Genomic DNA, 26,357 nt, shown 5'->3' on the forward strand with positions numbered 1-26,357 from the left:
GGGCTCACATTAATTTTCTGGGGAGAATGCTTAGTTTCGTATAAAAAAAGTTGTGGATTTTTCGATATTGAGTTCATTTTTACCATTTGGTTTATTGGCGCATTTTGATGTTGTAGATTTCAAAGAGCTCGGTGATTTAGGTACAAAGAAAGATTGTTTTGTGATTTATTTAGATGAAAAAAACTCTTTACCTAAAGGCTATTCTCGGGATGATTTTGAATCAAAAGGTTTTTATGATCCAGTCACTGTTCAAGATTTTCCCATTCGGGGAAAAGCGGCTTATTTGTGTATTCGTAGACGTCGTTGGCGCAATAAGATTGATAGAACAATGGAGATTAAAAATGATTATTCGTTTATAACAGAAGGTTCAAAATTAACAGTTGAGCTTTCTGATTTTTTAAAAGATACAGGTCGAGACCCGAGAAGATACGATAAGTAATATTGCTAGTTACTACGGCGTTAAGGCGGATTTGCTGCGCCGTCATTACAAGAAAGTGGTAAGTGGTTTTAAAGAATGGAGCCAGTTAATCCATGCTGAGGATTATTTAATTTATCCAGAAAATATTGGTTCCTACTTAAGTATCGACGAAGTTAGTTTGTCAAAAGGAGAGCTTTATACCTTTGTGACCAACAAGGAAGGTTGCGCTAAAAAGCGAACTTTAGTTGCCTGCATTAAGGGAACCAAGAGTAAAGAACTAATTGAAATACTGCACAAAATACCATTAGCTAAACGGAAATTAGTAAAAGAAATAACCCTTGATATGGCAAGTACCATGCAATTAGCCGCTAAAATGGCCTTTCCAGAGAGCCGGCTAGTTACCGATCGGTTTCATGTGGTCAAGTTAGTTGTTGAGGCCTTACAACACCAAAGAATCAAACTCAGATGGGAGGCTATTGAAAAAGAGAATCAAGCCATAAAGCTGGCAAAAGAGCAAGGCAAAAAATATACAGCTACTTTGTTAGAAAACGGCGATACGCCCAAGCAATTGCTCGCTAGAAGTCGGTACGTCATAACTAAAACACCAAACTTATGGACAGCGGATCAAAAGTGTAGAGCTGAAATACTATTCAAGCACTATCCTGAATTGCATCTGACCTATAAACACACCATGGAATTCCGAGCTATTTACGAACAAAATCAAAAAGAAAGTGCTCGAATGCAGTTCCTAAACTGGATTGAAAAAACAAAAACCTTGAAATTAGAAAACTTCAATACCGCAGCAAAAAGCATAAAATACAACTTGGAAACTATTCTGAACTTCTTTACAAACAGACACACAAACGCGAATGCAGAATCATTCAATTCAAAAATAAAGCTATTTAGAGCTAACCTAAGAGGTGTAATAGATGTGAAATTCTTCCTCTTTAGAATGGAAAAGCTTTTTGCTTAGTCCCCAATTTTTTAACGTGACCCGTTTAAAGCGTTTATTCTTGAAGTTTAACCTACAGTTGCTTTTGGTGTTGTGGTTGCCCTTATGTGCAGTGGCGCAAGAAGGCAAAACGCCGTATACCGCAAAATTAAAGGAATACCGCTACAGCAAATACCTCGATTCTACAAAATTCTACTTCAAAAAAGCATTGCCCTGGGCACTCAAACGACGCGACACTTTAGCCGCTTTTTATACCTATAAATATATGGGCGACGGTTACGAGCACCATCAAAAGCTCGATTCGACCTTGTATATGTACGACTTATGCAATACGTACTTACCCAAAAACAATTACCGCTTAAAAGCTTTTTTGCTTAATGATCGCGCGTATACCTATCAACTTTTAGGCGATTACAACAAAGCAACTAAGCTCACACTCGAAGCCTTGGTTTATGCCGAGAAATCGAAAAACGACATTCAGATTGCCAGTATTAATTTGTCTGTTGCCGATAATCTGGCGCTTTTAAAACTGAACAAGCAAGCCGAAGAATACTACTTGCGTGCCGTAGCCGCTTCAAAACGAACCGATTATTTGCCTGCAAAAGAATATACCTATCGTGTTTACGGAAATTACCTACTCAAAAGCAATAAAATCGACGGTGCGTTTATCTATTTGCAAATGGCGTCGAAATTTGCAAAGCAAACCAAAGATTCGATTTCGATGGCCTTTGCTTGGTCGAGTTTGGCCGATTGTTTTTGGAAAAGGCGCGAAACCGACAGTTGTTTTTATTACGCTAAAAAAGCCGAAGGTATTTGGTTGCGCAGAGCCGAATACATCGATTACTCACATGTATGCAACAACCAGGGGCGCTATTACTTAAATTTAAAAAAGTATGCGCAGGCACTCGATTACTTTAAAAAGGCAGAATTGTACTTGCGAAACGATTTGTATTTGAATGAAGAAGTATACTCAAATTTAGCAACAGCTAATCAGAAATTGGGTAAATACGAGCAATCAATTTTTTATTTCTCGAAAGCCAACGCTGTTTTAAAAGCGATTAAAGATAAAGAGCGCGAATCGCAAGTTGCGGCGTTGAACATAAAATATCAGGCCGATAAAAAAGAAGCTTTAGTGCGCGACGAAAAGCAAAAGAACAAACTCGCGGCTATGGAGCTGCGGGAGAAAACCTTGCAGTTCGATATAGGTTTAGTTATTTTACTTTCGTTGATCGTCATCACTATCGTAGTTGTTTTGTCGTATCGAAGAATTCAGCGCAACAACAAATTACTGTTGGAGTCGAATTTGCAACTCGAGCGCTTGGTGCTGCAAAAGCAAACTTTGTTGCAAGAAGTGCATCATCGGGTAAAAAATAATTTGTCGACCTTGAAGAGTATGTTATTCTTGCAAGCACGCGCCAGCAAAGACGAGGAAGTGAAGGCTGTATTAACCGAATCGCAACACCGGATTCAGTCTATGGCATTGATTCATGAGAATTTATACCAAGATTTAGAAAACGATCAGGTGTATTTTCATCATTTCACCCGTCAGTTATTTGATTCGTTGGTGCAAACATTTCAAACGTCGAATACGGTTGTTCAAATAGAAATCGACGATAACAATGTTACGCTTGATGTATCCACAGCAATATTTTTAGGTTTGATTTTAAATGAATTAGCAACCAATTCTTTTAAGTATGCGTTTAAAGATCGATCGGAAGGCGTGATTCGCGTCGGGATTTCTTCAACTAACGCGCAGTTTCAAGTTACCTATGCCGATAATGGAGTGGGTTTGAAATCGGGCATTGAAGATCATGATAATGGCTTCGGTTTTCGACTTATTCGCATTTTAGTAGAACAGATGAGTGCCGATTTTTCGTACAAAGATGAGAACGGTTGGGCAATATTTACGCTTGATTTTAAAATTTAGGATTTCAGCAAACGAATACGTAAATCCGCACACTTGTAAGGCTTTCCTTATAAAATAATGCAGCTATGCTTTTATCGATGTCGAACGTATACATTTTTGTGTTATTCGTACCAAAGTTATAGCGTGATGCTACTTTTTTTTACACTTTTGAACAAAGTCGTAAGGAAGGGGCATTCAACCGACTGATTTTTTTGAGACTTGTTTTTAGTAGTTTTCTTTAGTTAATGATTAGTTGTGAAAAAAACTAAAATACATGTAGTAGTAGTTTTTAAGAAGAGACGGTTTTCGAGCCGTCTTTTTTTATTTTAAGGTTTCTTGTTCGTATTTGTTTGAAGCAAAAACATCGTTTGGCAAATTAATACGTGAGTTCAAAGACGCAATGCGGTAAAAAGTCGAATCAATTTAATTGCTCAATCTGATTTATTGAAGTTGCATCTTTTTTGGAGCAGCTGCTTTAGAGGAAACGATTAGTTGTAAAAGCTGATTAATCTGTACTTTTGAGATGTAAACACGCGCTATGGAAGAATTGCTTCACAAATTCAAGGATTATTTGTTGTTAGAGAAGAATTATTCTGTGCTAACAGCAAAAGCCTACCTTGACGACTTGGAACAAATAGCGGAGTTTTTGGTTTCGACATATCAGTTAGATAGTTGGAGCGATTTGCATTATCCGTTAATTCGTTCCTTTATCGTTGGTGAAGTTGATCGCGGAATAAGCAACCGCAGTATTAACAGAAAGATTTCCACTTTACGCACTTTTATTCGTTTTCTTATGAAAGTCGGACAGTTGGAAACGAATCCGCTGGCTAAGCATCAGCCTTTAAAAGTTGCTAAGAGGTTGCAACTGCCGTTTTCTGAAACCGAAGTATACGACGTTTTTGAATTGTTCGGAACTCCAAAGACGTACGATGAGCAGTTAAAGCGTCTGTTGTTAGAGCTTTTCTACGCCACGGGCATGCGTCGTGCTGAACTCATTAATTTGAAACTACAAGATGTTGATTTACAAGCGTCAACTTTGCGAATTGTCGGAAAACGAAACAAAGAGCGTATCGTACCATTACTAGCAGTTGTTAAAGAACGCATTCGCGAGTATTTGCTCTGCCGTCCTGAAAATGCGGATACTAAGTTATTGGTGAACGAAAATGGCGTTAAATTGAGCGAATCTTTTGTGTATCGAACAATAAATACGTACTTTAGTAATGTCTCCGCGAAAACAAAGAAGAGCCCGCATATTATTCGACACTCGTTTGCGACCCATCTTTTAAACAACGGAGCGGATCTAAATTCTGTCAAGGAATTACTCGGTCATTCGAGTTTAGCGTCAACACAAGTATATACACACAGCAGTTTAGCTGAGTTGCAAAAAGTTTTTGCTAAAGCGCATCCGAGAAGTTCTGAGACGTAAAAGTCTAATAAAAACAATTTAATTATGAAGGTAAATGTTCACGCAGTCAACTTCACTGTTGACGCAAAACTCGTCGCTTTTATTCAAGCAAGATTAGATAAATTAGAGAAATATTACGATCGTGTGGTGGCGTCCGACGTGTATTTGAAAGTTGATAATACCAGCGAAAAAGAGAATAAGATCTTGGAATTGAAAATTCATGTTCCTGGTGACGATATTATGGTGAAGAAACAGTGCAGAACATTCGAAGAAGCCATTGAAGTTGCGGCGGAATCGGCCGAGCGTTTACTTGTAAAAAGAAAGGAAAAAATTAGAGCACATTCCTGATTTAAACTTTTTTAAAAATTCTTTTGTTTAAATAATTTAAACCTCTACATTTGCAGTCCGTTAGAAATAGCGGACTTTTTTTATGGCTTAAACTCAAAAAATGGGTTTGTTGTCGTGAACAAAGGTTAAGAAGTTCCTTAATTTATTGGAAAAATCAACAATAGGGGAGATACTCAAGTGGCCAACGAGGGCAGACTGTAAATCTGCTGACTATGTCTTCACAGGTTCGAATCCTGTTCTCCCCACAAACTTTTGTTGAAGAAAAATGTCTGAGAGCTTCTGCTCTCAAGGATTTTTCGAAACAAAAGTTTGAGCACCGGTTCGCCGGTGCAGGATTGCAAACGAAAGAATGCAATCGAGCAGTTAAAAGCTGCGGCGGTTTACTACCTAAATCGTCAATAACATGAATAACTAAATTTACCTTGCCGGTGTAGCTCAGGGGTAGAGTGCTTCCTTGGTAAGGAAGAGGTCACGGGTTCAAATCCCGTCATTGGCTCAATTGATTTTTGAACACTAATTTAAACTAAGATTAAAACTAAGTAAAATGGCAAAAGAGAATTTTAATCGCTCCAAACCGCACTTAAACATCGGTACTATTGGTCACGTTGACCACGGTAAAACTACTTTGACAGCTGCAATCACTAAAGTATTAGCTGAGGCAGGTTTCTCTAAAACAGCTGCGAAATCTTTCGACCAGATCGATAACGCTCCTGAAGAGAAAGAAAGAGGTATTACTATCAACACGTCTCACGTAGAGTACGAAACTGCTAACCGTCACTACGCACACGTTGACTGTCCAGGTCACGCGGATTACGTAAAGAACATGGTTACTGGTGCTGCTCAGATGGACGGAGCTATCCTTGTTGTAGCTGCAACAGACGGACCAATGCCACAAACACGTGAGCACATCCTTCTTGGACGTCAGGTAGGTATTCCACGTATCGTTGTATTCATGAACAAAGTGGATATGGTTGACGATGCTGAGCTTTTAGAGCTTGTTGAAATGGAAATCCGTGATTTGTTGTCTTTCTATGAGTATGACGGAGATAACGGACCAGTTATCCAAGGTTCTGCTTTAGGAGGTTTGAACGCAGATCCAAACTGGGTTCCTAAAATCCTTGAATTGATGGAAGCTGTTGACAACTGGATCGAAGAGCCAGTACGTGACAACGCTAAGCCTTTCTTGATGCCAGTAGAAGACGTATTTACGATCACTGGTCGTGGTACTGTTGCTACAGGTCGTATCGAAACAGGTGTTGCTAACACAGGTGATGCAGTAGAAATCATCGGTATGGGTGCGGATAAACTTACTTCAACAATCACTGGAGTTGAGATGTTTCGTAAAATCCTTGACAGAGGTGAAGCTGGAGATAACGTAGGTTTGTTGTTGAGAGGTATTGATAAGAAAGATATCCGTCGTGGTATGGTTATTATCAAGCCAGGATCAGTTAAACCACACGCTAAATTTAAAGCTGAGGTGTATATCTTGAAAAAAGAAGAAGGTGGTCGTCACACACCATTCCACAATAACTACCGTCCACAGTTCTACGTACGTACAACTGACGTAACAGGAGTTATTTCACTTCCTGCTGGAGTAGAGATGGTAATGCCAGGTGATAACTTGACAATTGAGGTTGCTTTGTTGAGCCCAATCGCAATGAACGTAGGTCTACGTTTCGCTATCCGCGAAGGTGGTCGTACAGTAGGTGCAGGTCAGGTTACTGAAATCATCGAGTAATTACTGTAAATAAATAAACAGAACCAGCAGTGTCTTGCGATGCTGCTGGTTTTTAATACGGGCGTAGTTCAAGGGTAGAATAGCGGTCTCCAAAACCGTTGATGGGGGTTCGAATCCCTCCGCCCGTGCAATAATACATCAACAATATGTCAAAAGTAACCAACTATATATCAGAAGCTTTCGAAGAGCTCAGAACAAATGTTACCTGGCCAGAGTGGGCTGACGTGCAAAAATATACAGTAGTTGTTGCTGTTTTTTCTGTAGTGTTTGCTTTAGCGACCGCTGGTGTAGACAAGCTTTTTGAAGAAGGTCTAGCAGCAATTTTTACGGTGTTAAAATAACAGAACAACCATGACAGAGACCAATGTGAAGAAATGGTACGTTGTTCGAGCTATCAGCGGACAAGAGAATAAAGTCAAAAACTATATCGAAACGGAAATTAACCGATTGGGTATGGCCGACTATATCTCTCAAGTACTTGTTCCTACTGAAAAAGTAGTCCAAGTGCGTGAAGGAAAGAAAATCACTAAAGAACGTGTGTACTTTCCAGGTTACGTGATGATCGAAGCTAATCTAGCAGGTGAAATCCCGCACATCATCAAAAGTATCACCGGAGTAATCGGATTTTTAGGTGAAGTTAAAAACGGCGATCCTGTACCGCTTCGTTTAAGCGAAGTGAATCGTATGCTAGGCAAAGTAGATGAATTATCAGTGAAAGCAGATAGCTCACACGCAATTCCTTTTACTGTTGGCGAAACGATTAAGGTTATCGACGGGCCGTTTAACGGTTTCAACGGAACCGTTGAAAAAATAAACGAAGAGAAGCGTAAACTCGAAGTTATGGTGAAAATTTTCGGTAGAAAGACACCACTAGAATTAAGCTTCATGCAAGTTGAAAAAGTATAATTTTTTGTTACAAACAATAAATCCGTTCGGCATATAGCTTCCAATTAGGTGTCGGACATAATTTTTAAACAATGGCTAAAGAGATTAGTAAAGTAGTTAAACTACAAGTTAAGGGAGGTGCTGCGAACCCATCGCCACCGGTCGGACCTGCTTTAGGTGCTGCTGGAGTTAATATCATGGAGTTCTGTAAGCAATTTAATGCGAGAACTCAGGATAAAGCCGGCAAAATTTGCCCAGTGCAAATTACTGTGTACAAAGACAAGTCATTCGACTTTGTCGTTAAAACACCACCTGCTGCCATTCAATTAATGGAGGCTGCTAAGCTTAAATCCGGATCTGGTGAACCAAATCGTAAGAAAGTTGCTAGCGTAAGCTGGGACGTAATCAGAACAATTGCAGACGACAAAATGGTCGACTTAAACGCGTTCACAATTGAATCTGCAATGAGCATGATCGCTGGTACTGCCAGATCAATGGGAATAACTGTAACTGGGGAATCACCTCTTAAATAACAGAAGCAATGGCAAAATTAACGAAGAAACAAAAAGAAGCTGCTGCAAAGATTGAAAAGAACAGACTTTACAATCTTAAGGATGCATCTGCTTTAATTAAGCAAGTTGCTTCAGCGAAATTCGACGAGTCTGTTGATATCGCTGTTAAGTTAGGTGTAGATCCGCGTAAAGCAAATCAGATGGTTCGTGGCGTAGTAACGCTACCGCACGGAACTGGTAAAGATGTACGAGTACTTGCATTAGTGACTCCAGACAAAGAAGCTGAAGCTAAAGCTGCTGGAGCTGATTATGTAGGTCTTGATGAATACCTACAAAAAATCAAAGACGGTTGGACTGATGTTGATGTAATTATCACCGTTCCTGCTGTAATGGGTAAATTAGGTCCTTTGGGACGTATTCTTGGTCCACGCGGCTTGATGCCAAACCCAAAAACCGGTACTGTAACTATGGATGTAGCGAAAGCTGTGGCAGAAGTGAAAGCTGGTAAAATCGATTTCAAAGTAGATAAGACAGGTATTGTTCACGCAGGAATTGGTCGTGTATCTTTCGATGCTGACAAAATCGTTGACAATGCACACGAAATTATCCAAACATTAATCAAACTTAAGCCAACCGCAGCAAAGGGAACTTATATCAAAAGCATTCACTTGTCAAGCACTATGAGTCCTGCGATTGCTCTAGATCCTAAGGCTGTTTAATTGGTAGTTTAAATTTCTAAGAAATGACAAAACAAGAAAAATCATTAGCAATTGAGAATTTGACTGCCCAGTTGGCTAATTCAAATATCGTTTATTTAGCTGATATTTCAGGATTAGATGCTGAAACAACTTCAAACCTGCGTAGAGCTTGCTTCAAAGCAGGAATTAAGTTGGAAGTAGTTAAAAATACCCTTCTAGCAAAAGCAATGGAAGCTTCTGAGAACAACTACGGCGATTTGCCATCTGTTCTTAAAGGAAATACTTCTATTCTTGTTGCCGACGTAGCAAATGCTCCAGGTAAAATCATCAAAGAATTTCGTAAAAAAGCTGACAAGCCAATCCTTAAAGGTGCTTTCATCAACAACGATATCTATATTGGCGATAACCAACTTGACGCGCTTGCAACGATCAAATCAAGAGAGGAACTTATTGGAGAAATCATCGGATTGCTTCAATCTCCGGCTCAACGCGTTATCTCTGCTCTTCAGAATCAATTCAAAGACGAAGACGCAGCGTAGCCACAATTTAGCGCACACTTAATAAATTATAATTTTTACAAATCATTTTAAACGATAGAAAAAATGGCAGATTTGAAACAATTCGCAGAACAGTTAGTTAACTTGACAGTTAAAGAAGTTAACGACTTAGCAACTATATTAAAAGAAGAGTACGGTATCGAGCCTGCTGCAGCAGCTGTTGTTGTTGCTGGTGGTGGTGATGCTGGTGCTGCTGCTGAAGAGCAAACAGAATTCACTGTAGTATTGAAAGATGCAGGTGCTTCTAAATTAGCAGTTGTTAAAGCAGTTAAAGAACTTACAGGTCTTGGATTGAAAGAAGCTAAAGACTTAGTTGACGGCGCTCCAACAAACGTTAAAGAAGGTGTTACTAAAGATGAAGCTGAAGGCTTGAAAAAATCTTTAGAAGAAGCCGGAGCTGTTGTTGAGCTTAAGTAAGCATAAACAGTTTTTGTTTTCAGGTTTAGGTCTTGGATGCGTTCCAATGACCTAAACCATTTTTCGTATAAGTACTTTATACGGCCTTTTTTACAATTATTAAATCAAAATTTTGTCCATTGATGATAACAAATCAGACCGAAAGACTAAATTTCGCCTCGACTAAGAATATCCCAGATTACCCGGATTTTCTAGACATACAGGTGAAATCTTTCAAAGACTTCTTTCAGCTGGAAACCAAGTCTGACGAAAGAGGGAACGAAGGTTTATACAACACCTTTATGGAGAATTTCCCAATTACGGACACCAGAAACCAGTTCGTGTTGGAATTCCTCGACTATTTCGTTGATCCACCGCGATACAGCATCCAAGAATGTATCGAAAGAGGACTTACCTACAGCGTTCCACTTAAGGCACGTTTGAAATTGTACTGTACTGATCCAGAACACGAAGATTTTGAAACGATTGTTCAGGATGTTTATTTAGGGACTATTCCCTACATGACACCGAGCGGTACTTTTGTTATTAATGGTGCTGAACGCGTTGTTGTTTCTCAATTACACCGTTCACCAGGCGTTTTCTTTGGACAGTCGTTCCACGCCAACGGTACTAAATTATACTCGGCTCGTGTAATTCCTTTCAAAGGTTCTTGGATCGAATTTGCAACCGATATCAACAGCGTAATGTACGCCTATATCGATCGTAAGAAAAAACTTCCAGTGACTACGCTCTTCCGTGCCATCGGATTCGAAAGAGATAAAGATATCTTGGAGATTTTCGACCTTGCAGAAGAAATTAAAGTTTCTAAAACCGGTCTTAAAAAATACATCGGACGTAAATTAGCTGCTCGTGTTTTGAACACTTGGCACGAAGATTTCGTTGATGAAGATACAGGTGAAGTAGTATCTATCGAGCGTAACGAAATTATTCTCGACCGCGATACCATCATCGATAAAGATAATGTGGAAGAAATCATTGAAGCAAACGTTAAGTCGATCCTTCTTCACAAAGAAGATTCGAACCAAGCGGATTATGCGATCATCCACAATACCTTACAAAAAGACCCAACAAACTCTGAAAAAGAAGCTGTTGAGCACATTTACCGTCAGTTGCGTAACGCAGAACCACCTGATGAAGAAACTGCTCGTGGCATCATAGATAAATTGTTCTTCTCAGATCAACGCTATAACCTAGGTGAAGTTGGTCGTTACAGAATGAACAAAAAACTTGGTCTCGATATTTCTATGGAAAAGCAAGTGCTTACCAAAGAAGATATTATTACCATCGTGAAGTACCTTATTGAGTTGATTAACTCAAAAGCTGAGATCGATGATATCGACCACTTGTCAAACCGTCGTGTAAGAACCGTAGGCGAACAACTTTCAGCACAATTTGGTGTCGGTTTGGCGCGTATGGCCCGTACTATCCGTGAGCGTATGAACGTTCGCGATAACGAAGTATTTACACCGATCGATTTGATCAACGCAAAAACACTTTCGTCTGTGATTAACTCGTTCTTCGGAACCAACCAGTTATCACAGTTCATGGATCAAACCAACCCGCTTGCTGAAATTACGCACAAACGTCGTTTATCAGCTCTCGGACCAGGTGGTCTATCTCGTGAGCGCGCTGGTTTCGAGGTTCGTGATGTTCACTATACGCACTACGGACGTTTATGTCCGATTGAAACTCCGGAAGGTCCGAACATCGGTTTGATTTCTTCCTTGGGTGTGTATGCGAAAGTAAACGGAATGGGCTTTATCGAAACGCCTTACCGCAAAGTAGAAAACGGTAAAATCGATATCCATTCAGAGCCAATTTACCTTTCTGCTGAAGAGGAAGAAGGTAAAATGATTTCGCAAGCAAACATCGAAGTAGGTGCTGATGGAACCATTCTTGCCGACCGTGTAATTGCACGTGAGGAAGGCGATTTCCCAGTTGTAGAACCGTCACGTATTCACTACGCAGACGTTGCTCCGAACCAGATCGCTTCGATTTCCGCATCTTTAATCCCATTCTTAGAACATGATGATGCGAACCGTGCCTTGATGGGATCAAACATGATGCGTCAGGCAGTTCCTTTGCTCCGTCCAGAAGCACCAATTGTTGGTACTGGATTAGAGCGTCAAGTAGCTTCTGATTCTCGTGTACTTATCAACGCTGAAGGCGATGGAGTTGTAGAATACGTTGATGCAAACATCATCACGATTAAATACGATCGTACTGAGCAAGAACGTATGGTGTCTTTCGACCCAGATGAAAAAACATATAATCTGATTAAATTCAGAAAAACCAACCAATCGACTACGATTAACTTGAAGCCTATCGTAAGAAAAGGCGATCGCGTAGTTAAAGGTCAGGTGCTTTCTGAAGGATACGCTACTCAAAACGGCGAATTAGCCTTAGGTAGAAACCTTAAAGTGGCGTTTATGCCATGGAAAGGATACAACTTCGAGGATGCGATTGTAATTTCTGAGAAAGTTGTTCGCGACGATATATTCACGTCAATTCACATCGATGACTATTCATTAGATGTTCGTGATACAAAATTAGGCAACGAAGAACTTACCAACGACATACCAAACGTTTCTGAAGAAGCTACCAAAGATTTGGACGAAAATGGTATGATTAGAATAGGAGCAGAGGTAAAACCTGGCGATATTCTAATCGGTAAAATCACGCCAAAAGGAGAATCAGATCCAACACCAGAAGAGAAACTTCTTCGCGCGATTTTTGGTGATAAAGCGGGCGATGTTAAAGATGCGTCGTTAAAAGCTTCACCTTCACTACACGGTGTTGTTTTGGATAAGAAACTTTTCGCGAGAGCTGTAAAAGACAAGCGTAAGCGTACCAAAGACAAAGACGATTTAGGTAGTCTTGAAATGGAATTTGAAACCAAATTTGTTGAATTAAAAGACAAATTGGTTGAAAAATTGTTCAACATCGTTAACGGAAAAACCTCACAAGGCGTTATGAACGATTTAGGAGAAGAAGTACTTCCAAAAGGAAAGAAATATACCCTAAAAATGTTACACGCTGTGGAAGACTTTGCACACTTAAGTAAAGGTCAGTGGGTTGCCGATGACGAAACTAATAAAATGGTCAACGATTTGATTCACAATTATAAAATCAAATTGAATGACTTGCAAGGTGCTTTGAGAAGAGAGAAATTCACCATTACCGTGGGCGACGAACTTCCAGCAGGTATTTTGAAATTAGCTAAGGTATACATCGCTAAGAAACGTAAGTTGAAAGTGGGTGATAAGATGGCAGGTCGTCACGGTAACAAGGGTATTGTTGCTCGTATCGTAAGACACGAAGACATGCCGTTCTTGGAAGACGGAACACCAGTAGATATCGTATTGAATCCGCTAGGGGTACCTTCTCGTATGAACATCGGACAGATTTACGAAACCGTATTAGGATGGGCCGGACAAAAGTTAGGTAAGAAATTTGCAACGCCAATTTTCGACGGAGCAACTCTTGATCAAATCAATGAGCTTACCGACGAAGCAGGTATTCCACGATTCGGACACACCTACTTGTACGATGGTGGTACCGGAGAGCGTTTTCACCAGCCAGCAACTGTAGGTGTCATCTATATGTTGAAACTCGGACACATGGTGGATGACAAGATGCACGCACGTTCTATCGGACCTTACTCATTGATTACGCAACAACCGTTAGGTGGTAAAGCGCAATTCGGTGGTCAGCGTTTCGGAGAGATGGAGGTATGGGCACTTGAAGCGTATGGTGCATCGAGCACACTCCGCGAAATCCTTACCGTTAAATCAGACGACGTAATCGGAAGAGCTAAAACTTACGAAGCAATCGTAAAAGGCGAAACGATGCCAGAACCTGGTTTACCTGAGTCATTTAACGTATTGATGCACGAATTGAAAGGTCTCGGTCTCGATATTCGTTTAGAAGAGTAACAGTTCGCCCGAATATTCTTCGGGCCAACTGATTTTAGCAATAAAATCGACTCCTTAGTTTTTGACTAATCGAAAACCAAGATTCGCGAAAGCAAAAAAACAAGAATTTCAAAAAATCAATAGTTGTAACTATGATGAACAACAGAAATAATAAAGAGAAGAACACCATCAAAAGATTCGATAAAATTTCTATCGGACTTGCTTCTCCGGAGTCAATCTTAGCCGAATCTCGCGGCGAAGTATTGAAGCCAGAAACCATTAATTACCGTACACACAAACCCGAAAGAGATGGTTTGTTTTGCGAGCGAATTTTTGGTCCGGTAAAAGACTTTGAATGCGCCTGCGGTAAGTACAAAAGAATCCGATACAAAGGAATCGTTTGCGACCGTTGTGGTGTTGAAGTTACCGAAAAGAAAGTACGTAGAGACCGCGTCGGACACATCAACCTAGTGGTGCCTATCGCTCACATCTGGTACTTCCGTTCCCTTCCAAATAAAATTGGCTACATCCTAGGTTTGCCTTCGAAAAAACTGGACATGATTATCTACTACGAGAGATACGTAGTGATTCAAGCCGGTATTGCAAAAGGTCCAGACGGAGAAAGCTTGAACAGACTCGACTTCCTTACTGAGGAAGAGTACTTGAATATTTTGGATAGCTTGCCGCAAGACAACCAATATCTCGATGACAACGATCCTAACAAATTCATCGCCAAAATGGGTGCTGAATGTATTATGGATTTATTGGCACGTATCGATTTGGATGCCTTGTCGTACGAATTGCGTCACAGCGCAAACAACGAAACTTCAAAGCAACGTAAAACCGAAGCCTTGAAGCGTTTGCAAGTTGTAGAATCGTTCCGCGAAGCAAACCAAAACCGCGAAAATCGTCCAGAGTGGATGATCATGAAAGTAATTCCGGTTATTCCGCCAGAATTGCGTCCGCTTGTGCCTCTAGATGGTGGTCGTTTCGCAACTTCCGATTTGAACGATTTGTATCGTCGTGTGATCATCCGTAACAATCGTTTGAAGCGTTTGATGGAAATCAAAGCTCCAGAAGTAATCTTACGTAACGAAAAACGTATGCTACAAGAATCTGTAGATTCACTTTTCGATAACACACGTAAAGCTTCTGCAGTAAAAACAGAATCAAACCGTCCGTTGAAATCACTTTCGGATTCCCTAAAAGGAAAACAAGGTCGTTTCCGTCAGAACTTACTTGGTAAGCGTGTCGATTATTCAGCACGTTCGGTAATTGTCGTTGGACCAGAATTGAAATTATACGAGTGCGGTTTGCCAAAAGATATGGCTGCCGAACTTTACAAACCATTCGTGATTCGTAAGCTTATTGAGCGTGGAATCGTGAAAACCGTTAAGTCGGCTAAGAAAATTATCGATAAAAAAGAGCCGGTTGTTTGGGATATCCTTGAAAACGTAATTAAAGGTCACCCAGTATTGCTAAACCGTGCTCCTACTTTGCACCGTTTGGGTATTCAGGCGTTCCAGCCTAAATTAATCGAAGGAAAAGCGATTCAATTACACCCATTAGTGTGTACGGCGTTTAACGCGGATTTTGATGGTGACCAGATGGCGGTGCACTTGCCACTTGGCCCAGAAGCAATCCTTGAAGCGCAGTTATTGATGTTAGCATCGCACAACATACTTAACCCAGCTAACGGAGCGCCAATCACCGTACCTTCTCAAGACATGGTTCTTGGTTTGTACTACATGACTAAAGAGCGTTTGTCAACTCCAGAGCACAAAATTTTAGGTGAAGGCCTAACATTCTACTCTGCAGAAGAAGTGAATATCGCATTAAACGAAGGAAAATTAGAGTTGAATGCACGCGTGAAAATTCGTGCAAAAGACTTCAATGAAAACGGCGATTTAGTATACAAAATCATCCAAACAACTGCCGGTAGAATTCTATTTAATGAAGTAGTTCCTGAAGCAGCAGGTTACATCAACGAAGTTCTTACAAAAAAGAGCTTGCGTGATATCATCGGAAAAATCCTTTCGGTAACCGATGTGCCTACAACTGCCGCTTTCCTTGACAACATCAAAGATATGGGTTACCGCTTTGCGTTTAAAGGTGGTTTGTCGTTCTCTTTGGGCGATATCAAAATCCCAGAACAAAAAGAAAACCTTATCGCCGATGCTAACGAGCAAGTGGAAGGTATCTTGATGAACTACAACATGGGTCTGATTACCAATAACGAACGTTACAATCAGGTAATCGACGTATGGACATCAACCAATGCTATGCTTACCGAATTAGCGATGAAAAACATCCGTGAAGACCAACAAGGCTTCAACTCGGTGTACATGATGCTTGATTCTGGAGCGCGTGGTTCGAAAGAGCAAATTCGTCAGCTTACCGGTATGCGTGGTTTGATGGCTAAGCCTAAGAAATCGACAGCAGGTGGTGGAGAAATTATCGAAAACCCAATTCTTTCTAACTTTAAGGAAGGTCTTTCGATTTTGGAGTACTTCATCTCAACGCACGGTGCACGTAAAGGTCTTGCCGATACCGCTCTTAAAACGGCGGATGCGGGTTACCTAACACGAAGACTACACGACGTTTCTCAAGACGTTATTGTAAATCTAGACGACTGCGGAACACTTCGTGGTGTTGAAGTCACAGCCTTGAAGAAAAACGAAGAAATTGTTGAATCGCTGAGCGAGCGTATCCTTGGACGTGTCGCGCTTCAAGACGTTATCAACCCATTAACTAGCGAAGTCATTGTTGGAGCCGGTGAAGAAATTACCGAAGCTGTTGTTAAAGTAATCGAGCAATCGCCAATTGAGCGCGTAGAAGTACGTTCTCCATTGACATGTGAAGCACATAAAGGTATTTGCGCTAAATGTTACGGACGTAACTTGGCTACAGGTCGTATGACCCAAATCGGAGAAGCTGTCGGTGTTATCGCTGCACAGTCGATTGGTGAGCCAGGTACACAGCTTACACTTCGTACGTTCCACGTAGGTGGTGTGGCAGGTGGAATCTCGGAAGAGTCAAGCATCGTAGTTCGTTTCAATGGCCGCGTAGAAATCGAAGATCTTAAAACAGTTAAAGGAGAAGATAACGAAGGAAACACTGTAGACATCGTTGTTTCTCGTTCAACGGAATTGAAATTAGTAGATGAAAAAACAGGAATTGTCCTCAATACACATAACATCCCTTACGGTTCAAGCATCTTTGTAAAAGACGGCGATTCGGTACAAAAAGGAGCTGTTATCTGTAAGTGGGATCCATATAACGGGGTAATCATCTCTGAATTTACAGGTAAGATTGCTTACGAAGATTTAGAGCAAGGACAATCGTTTGTTGTTGAAATCGACGAACAAACCGGTTTCCAAGAAAAAGTGATCTCGGAAGGTCGTAACAAGAAATTAATTCCAACCTTATTGATTTACGGTAAAGACAACGAGTTGATTCGTTCGTACAACTTACCAGTAGGTGCACACCTTATGGTAGAAGACGGTGAGAAGATTAAAGCAGGTAAAATTCTTGTGAAAATCCCACGTCGTTCTTCAAAAGCAGGCGATATCACCGGAGGTTTACCACGTATTACCGAGCTTCTCGAAGCACGTAACCCATCAAATCCAGCTGTAGTTTCTGAAATCGACGGTGTGGTTTCCTTTGGAAAAATCAAACGTGGTAACCGCGAAATCATTATCGAATCGAAATTCGGTGAAGTGAAGAAGTATTTGGTGAAATTATCAAGCCAAATCTTGGTACAGGAAAACGACTTCGTGCGTGCCGGTGTACCATTGTCGGACGGTGCCATCACACCAGACGATATTTTGAGAATTCAAGGTCCAGCAGCTGTTCAACAGTATTTGGTGAACGAAATTCAAGAAGTATATCGTCTACAAGGGGTGAAAATCAACGACAAGCACTTTGAAGTAGTGATTCGTCAGATGATGCGTAAAGTTCAAGTTCAAGATCCAGGAGATACCTTATTCCTAGAAGATCAATTGATTCATACAAAAGACTTTATCATGGAAAATGATAAGCTCTACGGAATGAAAGTGGTTGAAGATGCAGGTGATTCAGATAACTTGAAGCCAGGACAAATCGTATCGCCTCGACAATTACGCGACGAAAATTCGCTTTTGAAGCGTTCAGACAAGAATTTGGTTGTGGCCCGCGATGTAATCACCGCAACAGCTACGCCAATCTTACAAGGTATTACAAGAGCTTCGCTACAAACCAAGTCGTTTATTTCGGCAGCGTCCTTCCAGGAAACTACTAAAGTATTGAACGAGGCCGCAGTAGCTGGTAAAGTGGATACTTTGGAAGGCTTGAAAGAAAACGTAATTGTAGGACACAGAATTCCTGCAGGAACCGGAATGCGCGCTTACGATCACACTATCGTAGGTTCAAAAGAAGATTTTAACGAGCTTATGGCAGCAAAAGAAGAATACAACTACAGCAGCTAAATCGTAAAAATCACTTATATTTACAAAGCCTGACAGCAACGTCAGGCTTTTTTTAATACCTATTATTATGAGCGATCAAAAAGAACAACAAATTAATATCGAACTCGACGAAGCAACCGCAGAAGGAATTTACAGTAACCTTGCGATAATCAACCATTCACATTCTGAATTTGTAGTCGATTTCGTAACGCTAATGCCGGGCGTCCCTAAAGCCAAAGTAAAGTCGCGTATCGTTTTAACACCGCAACACGCAAAACGATTGGTAGCTGCCTTAGCCGAGAATATTCAACGATTCGAAGCTACGCACGGAGCAATTAAAGATACCGGACATCCGCAAATTCCATTAAATTTCGGACCAACAGGTCAGGCTTAAAATCAAAAAATCGCTCTCCCCGGGCGATTTTTTTGGTTTCTCGCCTCTCATTTCTCGCTTCTAATTTCTAACTTCTAGCTTCTAGCTTCTAGCTTCTAACTTCTAGCTTCTAACTTCTAACTTCTCGCTTCTCGCTTCCTCTTGGGTGTTGCGGCGTAATCAATCCCACTCGCTTCGCAGACATCCAATAACCGCCGCCGCGCCATTCGTTGCAATAAAAAGCGGTTTTACCTACTTCAATTGGGCGCTGCGTGGGCTCATAAAATCGCCTCTTCGCCGCCCATTTCACTACGGTAAAACCGCTTTTTATTTCCACTGCTGTCGCTAACACGGAAAAAAGTGCACAAAAAACGATTCTAACAGGCAATTGTTTTTGCTAGGAACGACAAGTAAATCACAATTTTTAGACAAATACCGCCGCTATTAAGCAGTTCGTCGGTGATTTTGTTCTTTTGCCGAAATTTCTTAACACGCAAACGTTTTCGGAATAAAATTTTATAACTTTTCTTTACTAAATTGTAATAAAGCCTTTACTTTGTAGTCCGTTTTTTTTCTAGAAGCCTGCGTATTTCTCAGTTTTTTAATGATAAAAGTACGGGAGCCTTAAAAAATTTAAAACTATTTTTATGAATCAATTTTTACGACTTTTTCAGAAGAGCTGGAAATTTACGTTAATGCTTTATCTGGTTACCTTGTCTGGGGTTTATTCCCAACCAACGGTTTTGTTTACTGGTTTAAGCAATACGAATCCAGCGCCGAGTAATTCGCGCTTTACTCTTTCTGTAATGTCCCCGACGTTCAGACAAGCGCGTTTTCAGTCGAACCAGACCGTTAATGCAAGTACCACCGGATGGGCTTTCCACATTGGTACTACTGGCTCGCCTAGTTACACCTCATGTTGGCGACCCTACACCGGCGGTAACACCTTGTCGGTAAATTCATATATCCCAACCACCTTCGCAAATGGTGCACGATTTAATAGCAATGGAGGAGGAGCCGACGGCTTGCTTCCTGCAATAACGAGTGGAAATTACTACACATTTAACGTAACGAGTAATGCTGGTGATAATATCATGCAGTTATTAGAGACCACTTTTAATCCAGTGACTATCTCAAATGTATCTTTTACTACACCTGCAAATACGAATAGCGCTTCAAGAGTAACTATCACAACATCTACCGCACCGTCGGCGGGTGAGAACGTTTATGTGCGCTATACTTTCGATAACTACGTGACCTCTACTTTGGCCGAAGTTACATTTGTCGGAACTTCTGGTACAGCTTTTATTCCTTGTAGAGGAAGTGCTGGTAACGTAAGTTTTTATGTTTACTCAAGTAACAAAACATTAGCTCAGATCAATGCAGATGTTACCGCCAACGGGCAGACAGCGCACGACATGGCTACGCTCAACCTTAATAACAATGGTGGTACAAATTACAACTATACGCAAGGTGCTGGTAGTGCATCAAATTTTGCAGGAGATTACGTTGTCCCAAGCAATTGCTATCCAACACTAGCGTCTTTTGTAACAGCTTTAAACGCAGGGACAATTACAGGAGCAGTGAATTGTTACATCAATGCAGGTCATACAGAAACTGCACCTCCAACTGGAATTGCTTTAACGGCAACCGGTACTGCTACGAATACCATTTCATTTATTAAAAACGGAGCTGGTGCAAACCCAGTTATCAATGCCGGTGTGGGAACAGCTACACCTGCTTCAGCTGCGCCAGACGGAATTTTTAGCGTACGAGGGTCAGATTATGTTACTTTCGACGGTATCACATTTACAGATGGAAACACAACAAATCCAGCAACTATGGAGTTTGGGTTAGGATTTTTTAAAGCAGGTGCTGGCGATGGTTGTAATTTTAATACTGTTCGAAATTGCGTGTTTAACATGCAACGTATTAACAATGCTACCCAATCTCTTCCTATGGTTGATGGTTCTGTTGGTATTTTAATGGTAAATTCAACAGCGATAGCGGCTACTACTGCACTTACACCAACTAACGGCGGAACTTTAGCTACTAATGGTACTAATTCAAACAATACATTCCGCAGTAACACCACAAACGGAGGGAATGTTGGTATCGCGATCATTGGTTTTGCTGCTAGCTCTGGGGTAGGTCCTGCGCCAACAGCAACAACATTCTTAGGTGATCTTAATAACGATATTGGAGGAACTTCGCTTGCAACCGGAAATTCAATCCTTAATTTTGGGGGTGCTGCAAGTGCTACTAACCCATCAGCGGGTATTCGAGTGAATAACCAATGGTCGGTGAATATTTCGTTCAATACTGTAAACAATAACAATGGTACTGGGGTTAATCACCCATTTACTTTACGAGGCATCTTCGCGCAAGCTGGAACAAGCGCAAACGCTACGATTAACAACAATACAGTTACCATTCAAAGCGCTGGAACAACAAATATCTGTAACGCGATTGACAACGGGATCGGTTCAACAGCGGCTTCTAATACGGTAACTATAAACAATAACACGGTTAACGTTAATTATACAACGGCAACATCTGGTGTCTACACAGCAATCAATAACAGCGGTACAGCTGCAGTTGTAAACATTAATGGAAATAGCATAACGCGTGTTAGTGGTGGAGACTTAGCGGGTACAGGCACTCACGTAATGATTGAAACCGGAAGCCCAGTTTCTGTAACAACCAACAACAATTCTATCACTAATTTAGTGAGAAGTGGAGCAAGTGGTTCTTGGAGAATCATTAAAACGACTAGTCCAACAGATTGGACAGTCAACAACAACTTGATTGATGGTATGAGTTGGACAGCGGCAACTTCTACAGGCTCAATCGATGGTATTTACTCGTTTAGTTCGGCGGTAAATGTCACGGCAAGTAACAATACGATTCGCAATTTTTCAACGCCTACTACTGGTATATTAACAGGCATTGCAGAGTTTGGAAATTCGGGAACAAAAACTTTTCAGGGTAACACTATTTCTAATTTTACGACAACAGCTGGAGGTGCTGGCGGTTTTTCCGCTCGCGGTATTTCCGTATCCACAGGAACTGTTGTTGCATCTGGAAATACGATTAATAGTCTAAATAGTACTGGTTCGACTGGCGGAACAGGGGGGGTTGTGCTTGGGCTTAGAACAAGTGGGGGCGCAACAATAACATTTACTGGTAATAAGGTTTATGATTTATCCTCTACAAGTACAAACCCTCTTGTTTCTGGTATAAATTTCGAAGGCGGGACAACATTAACTGCTTCGAATAACGTAATTGGTGATTTACGCGCCCCCGCAGCAAATGCAGCGAATGCTGTAGTTGGTATCAATATTACTGGCGGTACAACAGTTACTGCCTTTTTCAATACGGTTCGTCTTTCTGCAACAAGTACAGGAGCATTATTCGGGTCCAGTGCCATTTCAGCAGTGACTAGCCTTACTTTAACGCTTAGAAACAACAATTTCGTAAACCTTTCTACGGCCAATGGTGCTGGTTTAACGGTTGCATACAGGAGATCATCAACAACCTTAACTACTTACACAGCGGCATCAAATAACAATAATTTCTTTGCAGGCACACCAAGTGCAAGTAATGTTATTTTTACAGATGGCATAAATACCGACCAAACTATTGTAGCGTACAGAACGCGTGTTTCTGCAAGAGATAACGCTTCTTTTGCCGAAAATGCACCTTTTGCTAGCACAACCGGAGCGAATACTAATTTCTTGAACATTAATACTGCTGTTGCTACACAATTGGAAAGCGGAGGTACACCTGTAAGTGGTATAACTACGGATTTTGCCGGTACTACGCGAAATACATCGACGCCGGATATTGGTGCTTTCGAATTTGCTGGAACACTCCTTGATTTGGTAGCACCAACAATTTCGTATAGCAATCTTACGAATGGTGTTGTCGAAAGTACTCGTGCTGTTTCTGGAATTTCCATTACAGATGCTACAGGAGTAAATACGACGGCAGGTACAAGGCCTCGTCTGTATTTCAAAAAATCTACAGATACAAATGATTTATCGGGTTGGAAGTTCGTAGAAGCCACAAATACAACTTCGCCTTTTACATTTACAATCGATTACAGCTTGCTTTCATCAGGTTCTGTTACTGTTGGGGATGTCATTCAGTATTTTGTTGTGGCACAAGACACTGCTGCTCCTACGGTTGGTATAAATTCAGGGCAGTTTACTGCTCAGCCAGCGTCTGTTGCACTTACAGCTGCTGCTTTTCCAATTACAGGAACAATTAATTCGTATAACATTGTAAACAGTATCTCAGGCTTAATTACCGTTTGTAGTTCGGGCTGTACCTATCCATCGCTTACATTAGCAGGAGGTGCATTCGAGGCAATCAACAATGGTGCGGTTACGGGCGATGTTACAATTCAGATAAATGGTAATTTGACTGGTGAAAACGGAACAATTGCACTGAACGAATTCGCTGCTCCGCATACCGTTACGATTAAACCACAAAATGCAGGTACAACAATTACAGGCTCATCTGCAACAGGAATCATTGTGTTGAATGCGGCTGATCGTGTTATCATCGACGGTTCTATTTCATCAACGGTAAACTCTGTTTGTCCACTAGTTCAAGCAAGTCGCGATTTAACAATTTCAAATACAAATACAGGTACTTTATCTGCGGTTATTGTACTCCAAAATTCGGGAACCAACGGTGCGTCAAACAACATTGTTAGAAACTTAATCTTAAACGGAAATACTAACCAAACAACAAGAGCATGCGTTGGAATTGGTCAGACTTCGGCAGGTCTAGGTAACAATAACAACATTGTTGAGAACAACTCTTTAAATAGAGCTCAGAATGGTATAGCAACTACTGGAAATAGTATTTCAAATAAAAATAGCGGTAATATTTTTAGATTGAATACTATTGCAGGAACTGGAGGTCTTCAAATGAACTTTTCTGGTATAGCTGCTAGTTTTGAAGATAATCTTACAATAACTGGGAACACGATATCAAATGTTACTAACGCGAATACATCAGGTAACAGAGATGCATTCGGAATTGTTTTAGGTATATCAGACATAAGTACATCAACAATCACTGGTAACGAGGTAACAAATTATACGATCACAAACAATTTTATAAGCAATATCAATGGTGCATCCACATATTCAACTGCTGGAATAGTTGTTGTTACTGCTACAAATAGTAGTACCAATTTAATTGCTAATAATAGTTTAGTAGATGTATTCTCTAATGGTACAGTAGGAGACTTCGGTGCATCGATATATCATGGTGGAGGTGCTGGTACAACCCGCATTTACCATAATAGCATTTCGATGTCAGGATCTAAAACTGGCGGAAGTCAACCTAATTTTGGTATCGCAATTGGAGGTAATAATCCTTCAGTTGATATCAGAAACAATATTATAGTTAACTCAGCTGTTTCTGGGTCGGCTACGACTTTAGGAGTTGGGTCCTATGCTATTGGTTTTGCTTACAATACGTATACTAATCTTACACTTAACAACAATAATTACTTTACTTCAGGTGTTCAAGCTAAATTCGCAAAAGTAGGATCCCTGGCTACTGCGGCGGGCACAGATGTTGCTAACTTAGCTGGTATACAAACTACAATAGGCCAAGATGCAAATTCATTGAATGGTAATCCTGCTTTCGTAAGTGGAACTAATTTACGATTATTAGATGATTCTGCGAATTTGGCTATCTCCACTGGTGGGGCTAATTTAAATTCCTTTACACCAACAGATATTGATTGTGCAACTCGTCCGGCTACCCCTTCGCTTGGGATCTTCAATGTTACAATTTCAACTTGTAATTCTGCAAATGCGGGAACGGCTAGCGCAGCAACATCAATAATTTGTGGTTCAGGTAGTACAACATTATCGGCAACAGGTTATTCAGGAGGGCTTGGTACCACTTATCAGTGGCAAAGTAGCACAGACGCTGCTTTTACTACTCCGGTAAATTTGGGCAGTGCGCTAACTTCTTACGCAAATGCTTCAACAGGAACTATTTCAACTACAACTTATTATCGATTGGTAGTTACTTGTAGTACTGGTAGTTTAGAATCAATTTCTAATGTGGTTACAGTATCTGTAAATCCTGTTCCAACCGCAACTGCAAGCAGCAATAGTCCAGTTTGCGTTGGTCAGACTCTATCATTAACAGGGACAACTAATATTGGCACAACGTTCTCATGGACAGGTCCAAACGGATTTACTTCAAGTTTACAAAACCCAACAATCACAAATGTAACAGCGGCAGCCGCTGGGGTTTATAGTTTTACCGCAACTGCAAATGGTTGTACCTCTACGGTTTCAACAGTGACGGTAGTAGTAAACCCTGCGCCAATTACACCAACGGCTAGTTCTAATTCTCCTGTATGCGTCGGTTCTCCAATTAATTTGACAGCATCTGCCGTTTTTACAAATGACTATACAGTTACTGATAATAGTGGAATTTCTTTTATTGATATTTCTACAACAGGTACTGCTGTAACGGGCACCTTAGCAGATGATTCAGAGCATAATTTAACTATACCATCATTTACTTACGCGGGTGTTAACTATACAACGGCAAGAGTAGGCAACAACGGTATTTTTGCTTTCGGAGCAACTGCGGGTGACTTAAATTACACTAATTTAGCGCTGCCTGTTGGATTTGGTCCTGATGCAGACATTACCCTTCCTGGTGGAATTGCTTCGAATGTTGTAGGTAGTAGTATTGCAGCTATTTGTGCTTATTGGGATGATATGACTCCGGGATCAGGTGGAAGCATTAGAACACAACAGATAGGGAATACATACATAGTTCAATGGACTAACGAAGATCATTTTGATGCTGCTGGTACAGGTACAATTACTTTTCAGATTCAACTGGATTTAACAACTAGTCAGATTCACTTAGTTTATCCAGATGTTATTTTTGGTGCTGTTGCACAAGATGCGGGTGCCAGCGCAACTATTGGTTTGAATATTTCAGCGACTAAAGCTTTTCAATACAGTTTTAATACTGCAAGCTTAACAAATGGTCAGAGTATAACCTATTCGCCAGTTTTAATGAATTACTCGTGGACTGGTCCAAACGGGTTCACCTCATCATTACGAAACCCTACTTTAACTGCAACTGTTAATACTGCGGGTACTTATAATGTTGTTGCTATTAACCCTGTCACTGGCTGTTCATCGGCTCAAGCGTCGACGGTTGTTGTTGTTAACCAGTCTGTTGCTGGTGCAGCTTCATCAGATCAAACCATTTGTACAGGTACACAACCTGCTAATATCACTTTAACAGGTAATACAGGTACAATCCAATGGCAAGTATCTTCTGATAACAACGATTTCGCTAACATTTCTGGAGCTACTGCAGCTACATTAACGGCTGCACAAATGGGTACTTTAACAGCTACTCGTTACTACCGTGCGGTTGTTACCAACGGTGTATGTAGTTCGGCGAACAGTAATGTAGTTACAATAACTGTAAACGCATTAACGGTTCCGACCTTCACTCCAGTAGCGGCAGTTTGTTACAATACAACAATTCCTGCGTTACCAACGACTTCAAACAATGGTATTACAGGAAGCTGGTCTCCGGCCTTGAATAACTTGGCTACAACTACGTATACGTTTACGCCTGATTCAGGTCAGTGTGCCGATGTAACAACACTTCAAGTTGTTGTTAACTCAACTACTTGGGATGGTACAGCGTGGTCGAATGGTGCGCCATCTTCTACAGTGGGAGCAATCTTTGGCGGTAACTACAACCAAGCAACAGA

15 protein-coding genes, 3 tRNA genes and 1 pseudogene are annotated in these 26,357 nt (G+C 40.8%); all 19 read left to right on the top strand.

Features of this window, described 5'->3' with window-relative positions; all coding sequences use genetic code 11:
- Window positions 1–52 precede the first annotated feature (52 nt).
- Complete coding sequence (locus Q0064_RS03170; RefSeq protein WP_298144186.1) at window positions 53–439, top strand: hypothetical protein; 387 nt, start codon at window positions 53–55, stop codon at window positions 437–439.
- Between the two features lie 55 nt (window positions 440–494).
- On the top strand, window positions 495–1,391 hold the full coding sequence (locus tag Q0064_RS03175) for a transposase (RefSeq protein WP_298144189.1): 897 nt from the start codon (window positions 495–497) through the stop codon (window positions 1,389–1,391).
- Between the two features lie 40 nt (window positions 1,392–1,431).
- Entirely contained in the window at window positions 1,432–3,297 is a 1,866-nt protein-coding gene (locus tag Q0064_RS03180; RefSeq protein ID WP_298144192.1) for a sensor histidine kinase, read from the top strand.
- Between the two features lie 517 nt (window positions 3,298–3,814).
- Window positions 3,815–4,702, top strand: coding sequence for a tyrosine-type recombinase/integrase (locus Q0064_RS03185; protein WP_298144195.1), 888 nt, complete (start codon window positions 3,815–3,817; stop codon window positions 4,700–4,702).
- 24 nt (window positions 4,703–4,726) lie between these two features.
- Entirely contained in the window at window positions 4,727–5,029 is a 303-nt protein-coding gene (gene raiA, locus Q0064_RS03190; RefSeq protein ID WP_298144198.1) for a ribosome-associated translation inhibitor RaiA, read from the top strand.
- Window positions 5,030–5,192: 163 nt separating this feature from the next.
- A tRNA-Tyr gene (locus tag Q0064_RS03195) sits at window positions 5,193–5,274 on the top strand.
- Between the two features lie 179 nt (window positions 5,275–5,453).
- Window positions 5,454–5,525: transfer RNA gene (locus tag Q0064_RS03200), tRNA-Thr, on the top strand.
- Between the two features lie 48 nt (window positions 5,526–5,573).
- A complete protein-coding gene (gene tuf / locus Q0064_RS03205; protein WP_298144202.1) occupies window positions 5,574–6,767 on the top strand; it encodes an elongation factor Tu in 1,194 nt (397 codons plus the stop codon).
- A 57-nt stretch (window positions 6,768–6,824) separates the two neighbouring features.
- Window positions 6,825–6,895, top strand: a tRNA-Trp gene (locus Q0064_RS03210).
- An 18-nt stretch (window positions 6,896–6,913) separates the two neighbouring features.
- On the top strand, window positions 6,914–7,108 hold the full coding sequence (gene secE / locus Q0064_RS03215) for a preprotein translocase subunit SecE (protein ID WP_094484844.1): 195 nt from the start codon (window positions 6,914–6,916) through the stop codon (window positions 7,106–7,108).
- Between the two features lie 10 nt (window positions 7,109–7,118).
- Window positions 7,119–7,673, top strand: coding sequence for a transcription termination/antitermination protein NusG (nusG, locus tag Q0064_RS03220; protein ID WP_094484843.1), 555 nt, complete (start codon window positions 7,119–7,121; stop codon window positions 7,671–7,673).
- A 71-nt stretch (window positions 7,674–7,744) separates the two neighbouring features.
- The gene (gene rplK, locus Q0064_RS03225) at window positions 7,745–8,185 is read left to right on the top strand and encodes a 50S ribosomal protein L11 (RefSeq protein WP_094484842.1); all 441 of its coding nucleotides are present in this window, start codon (window positions 7,745–7,747) and stop codon (window positions 8,183–8,185) included.
- Between the two features lie 8 nt (window positions 8,186–8,193).
- Window positions 8,194–8,883 carry a 50S ribosomal protein L1 gene (rplA, locus tag Q0064_RS03230; RefSeq protein WP_298144210.1) on the top strand — a complete coding sequence of 230 codons (690 nt, stop codon included), beginning with the start codon at window positions 8,194–8,196 and terminating at the stop codon, window positions 8,881–8,883.
- A 23-nt stretch (window positions 8,884–8,906) separates the two neighbouring features.
- On the top strand, window positions 8,907–9,401 hold the full coding sequence (rplJ, locus tag Q0064_RS03235; RefSeq protein ID WP_094485380.1) for a 50S ribosomal protein L10: 495 nt from the start codon (window positions 8,907–8,909) through the stop codon (window positions 9,399–9,401).
- Window positions 9,402–9,464: 63 nt separating this feature from the next.
- A complete protein-coding gene (gene rplL, locus Q0064_RS03240; protein WP_094485379.1) occupies window positions 9,465–9,836 on the top strand; it encodes a 50S ribosomal protein L7/L12 in 372 nt (123 codons plus the stop codon).
- A 122-nt stretch (window positions 9,837–9,958) separates the two neighbouring features.
- The gene (gene rpoB, locus Q0064_RS03245; protein ID WP_094485378.1) at window positions 9,959–13,771 is read left to right on the top strand and encodes a DNA-directed RNA polymerase subunit beta; all 3,813 of its coding nucleotides are present in this window, start codon (window positions 9,959–9,961) and stop codon (window positions 13,769–13,771) included.
- Window positions 13,772–13,902: 131 nt separating this feature from the next.
- A complete protein-coding gene (gene rpoC / locus Q0064_RS03250; protein WP_094485377.1) occupies window positions 13,903–18,216 on the top strand; it encodes a DNA-directed RNA polymerase subunit beta' in 4,314 nt (1,437 codons plus the stop codon).
- Window positions 18,217–18,283: 67 nt separating this feature from the next.
- A complete protein-coding gene (locus Q0064_RS03255; protein WP_094485376.1) occupies window positions 18,284–18,589 on the top strand; it encodes a DUF3467 domain-containing protein in 306 nt (101 codons plus the stop codon).
- 626 nt (window positions 18,590–19,215) lie between these two features.
- Window positions 19,216–26,357: pseudogene (locus tag Q0064_RS03260) on the top strand (hypothetical protein); the annotation flags it as partial.

It is taken from the genome of Flavobacterium sp., assembly GCF_027490375.1.
GTDB lineage: Bacteria > Bacteroidota > Bacteroidia > Flavobacteriales > Flavobacteriaceae > Flavobacterium.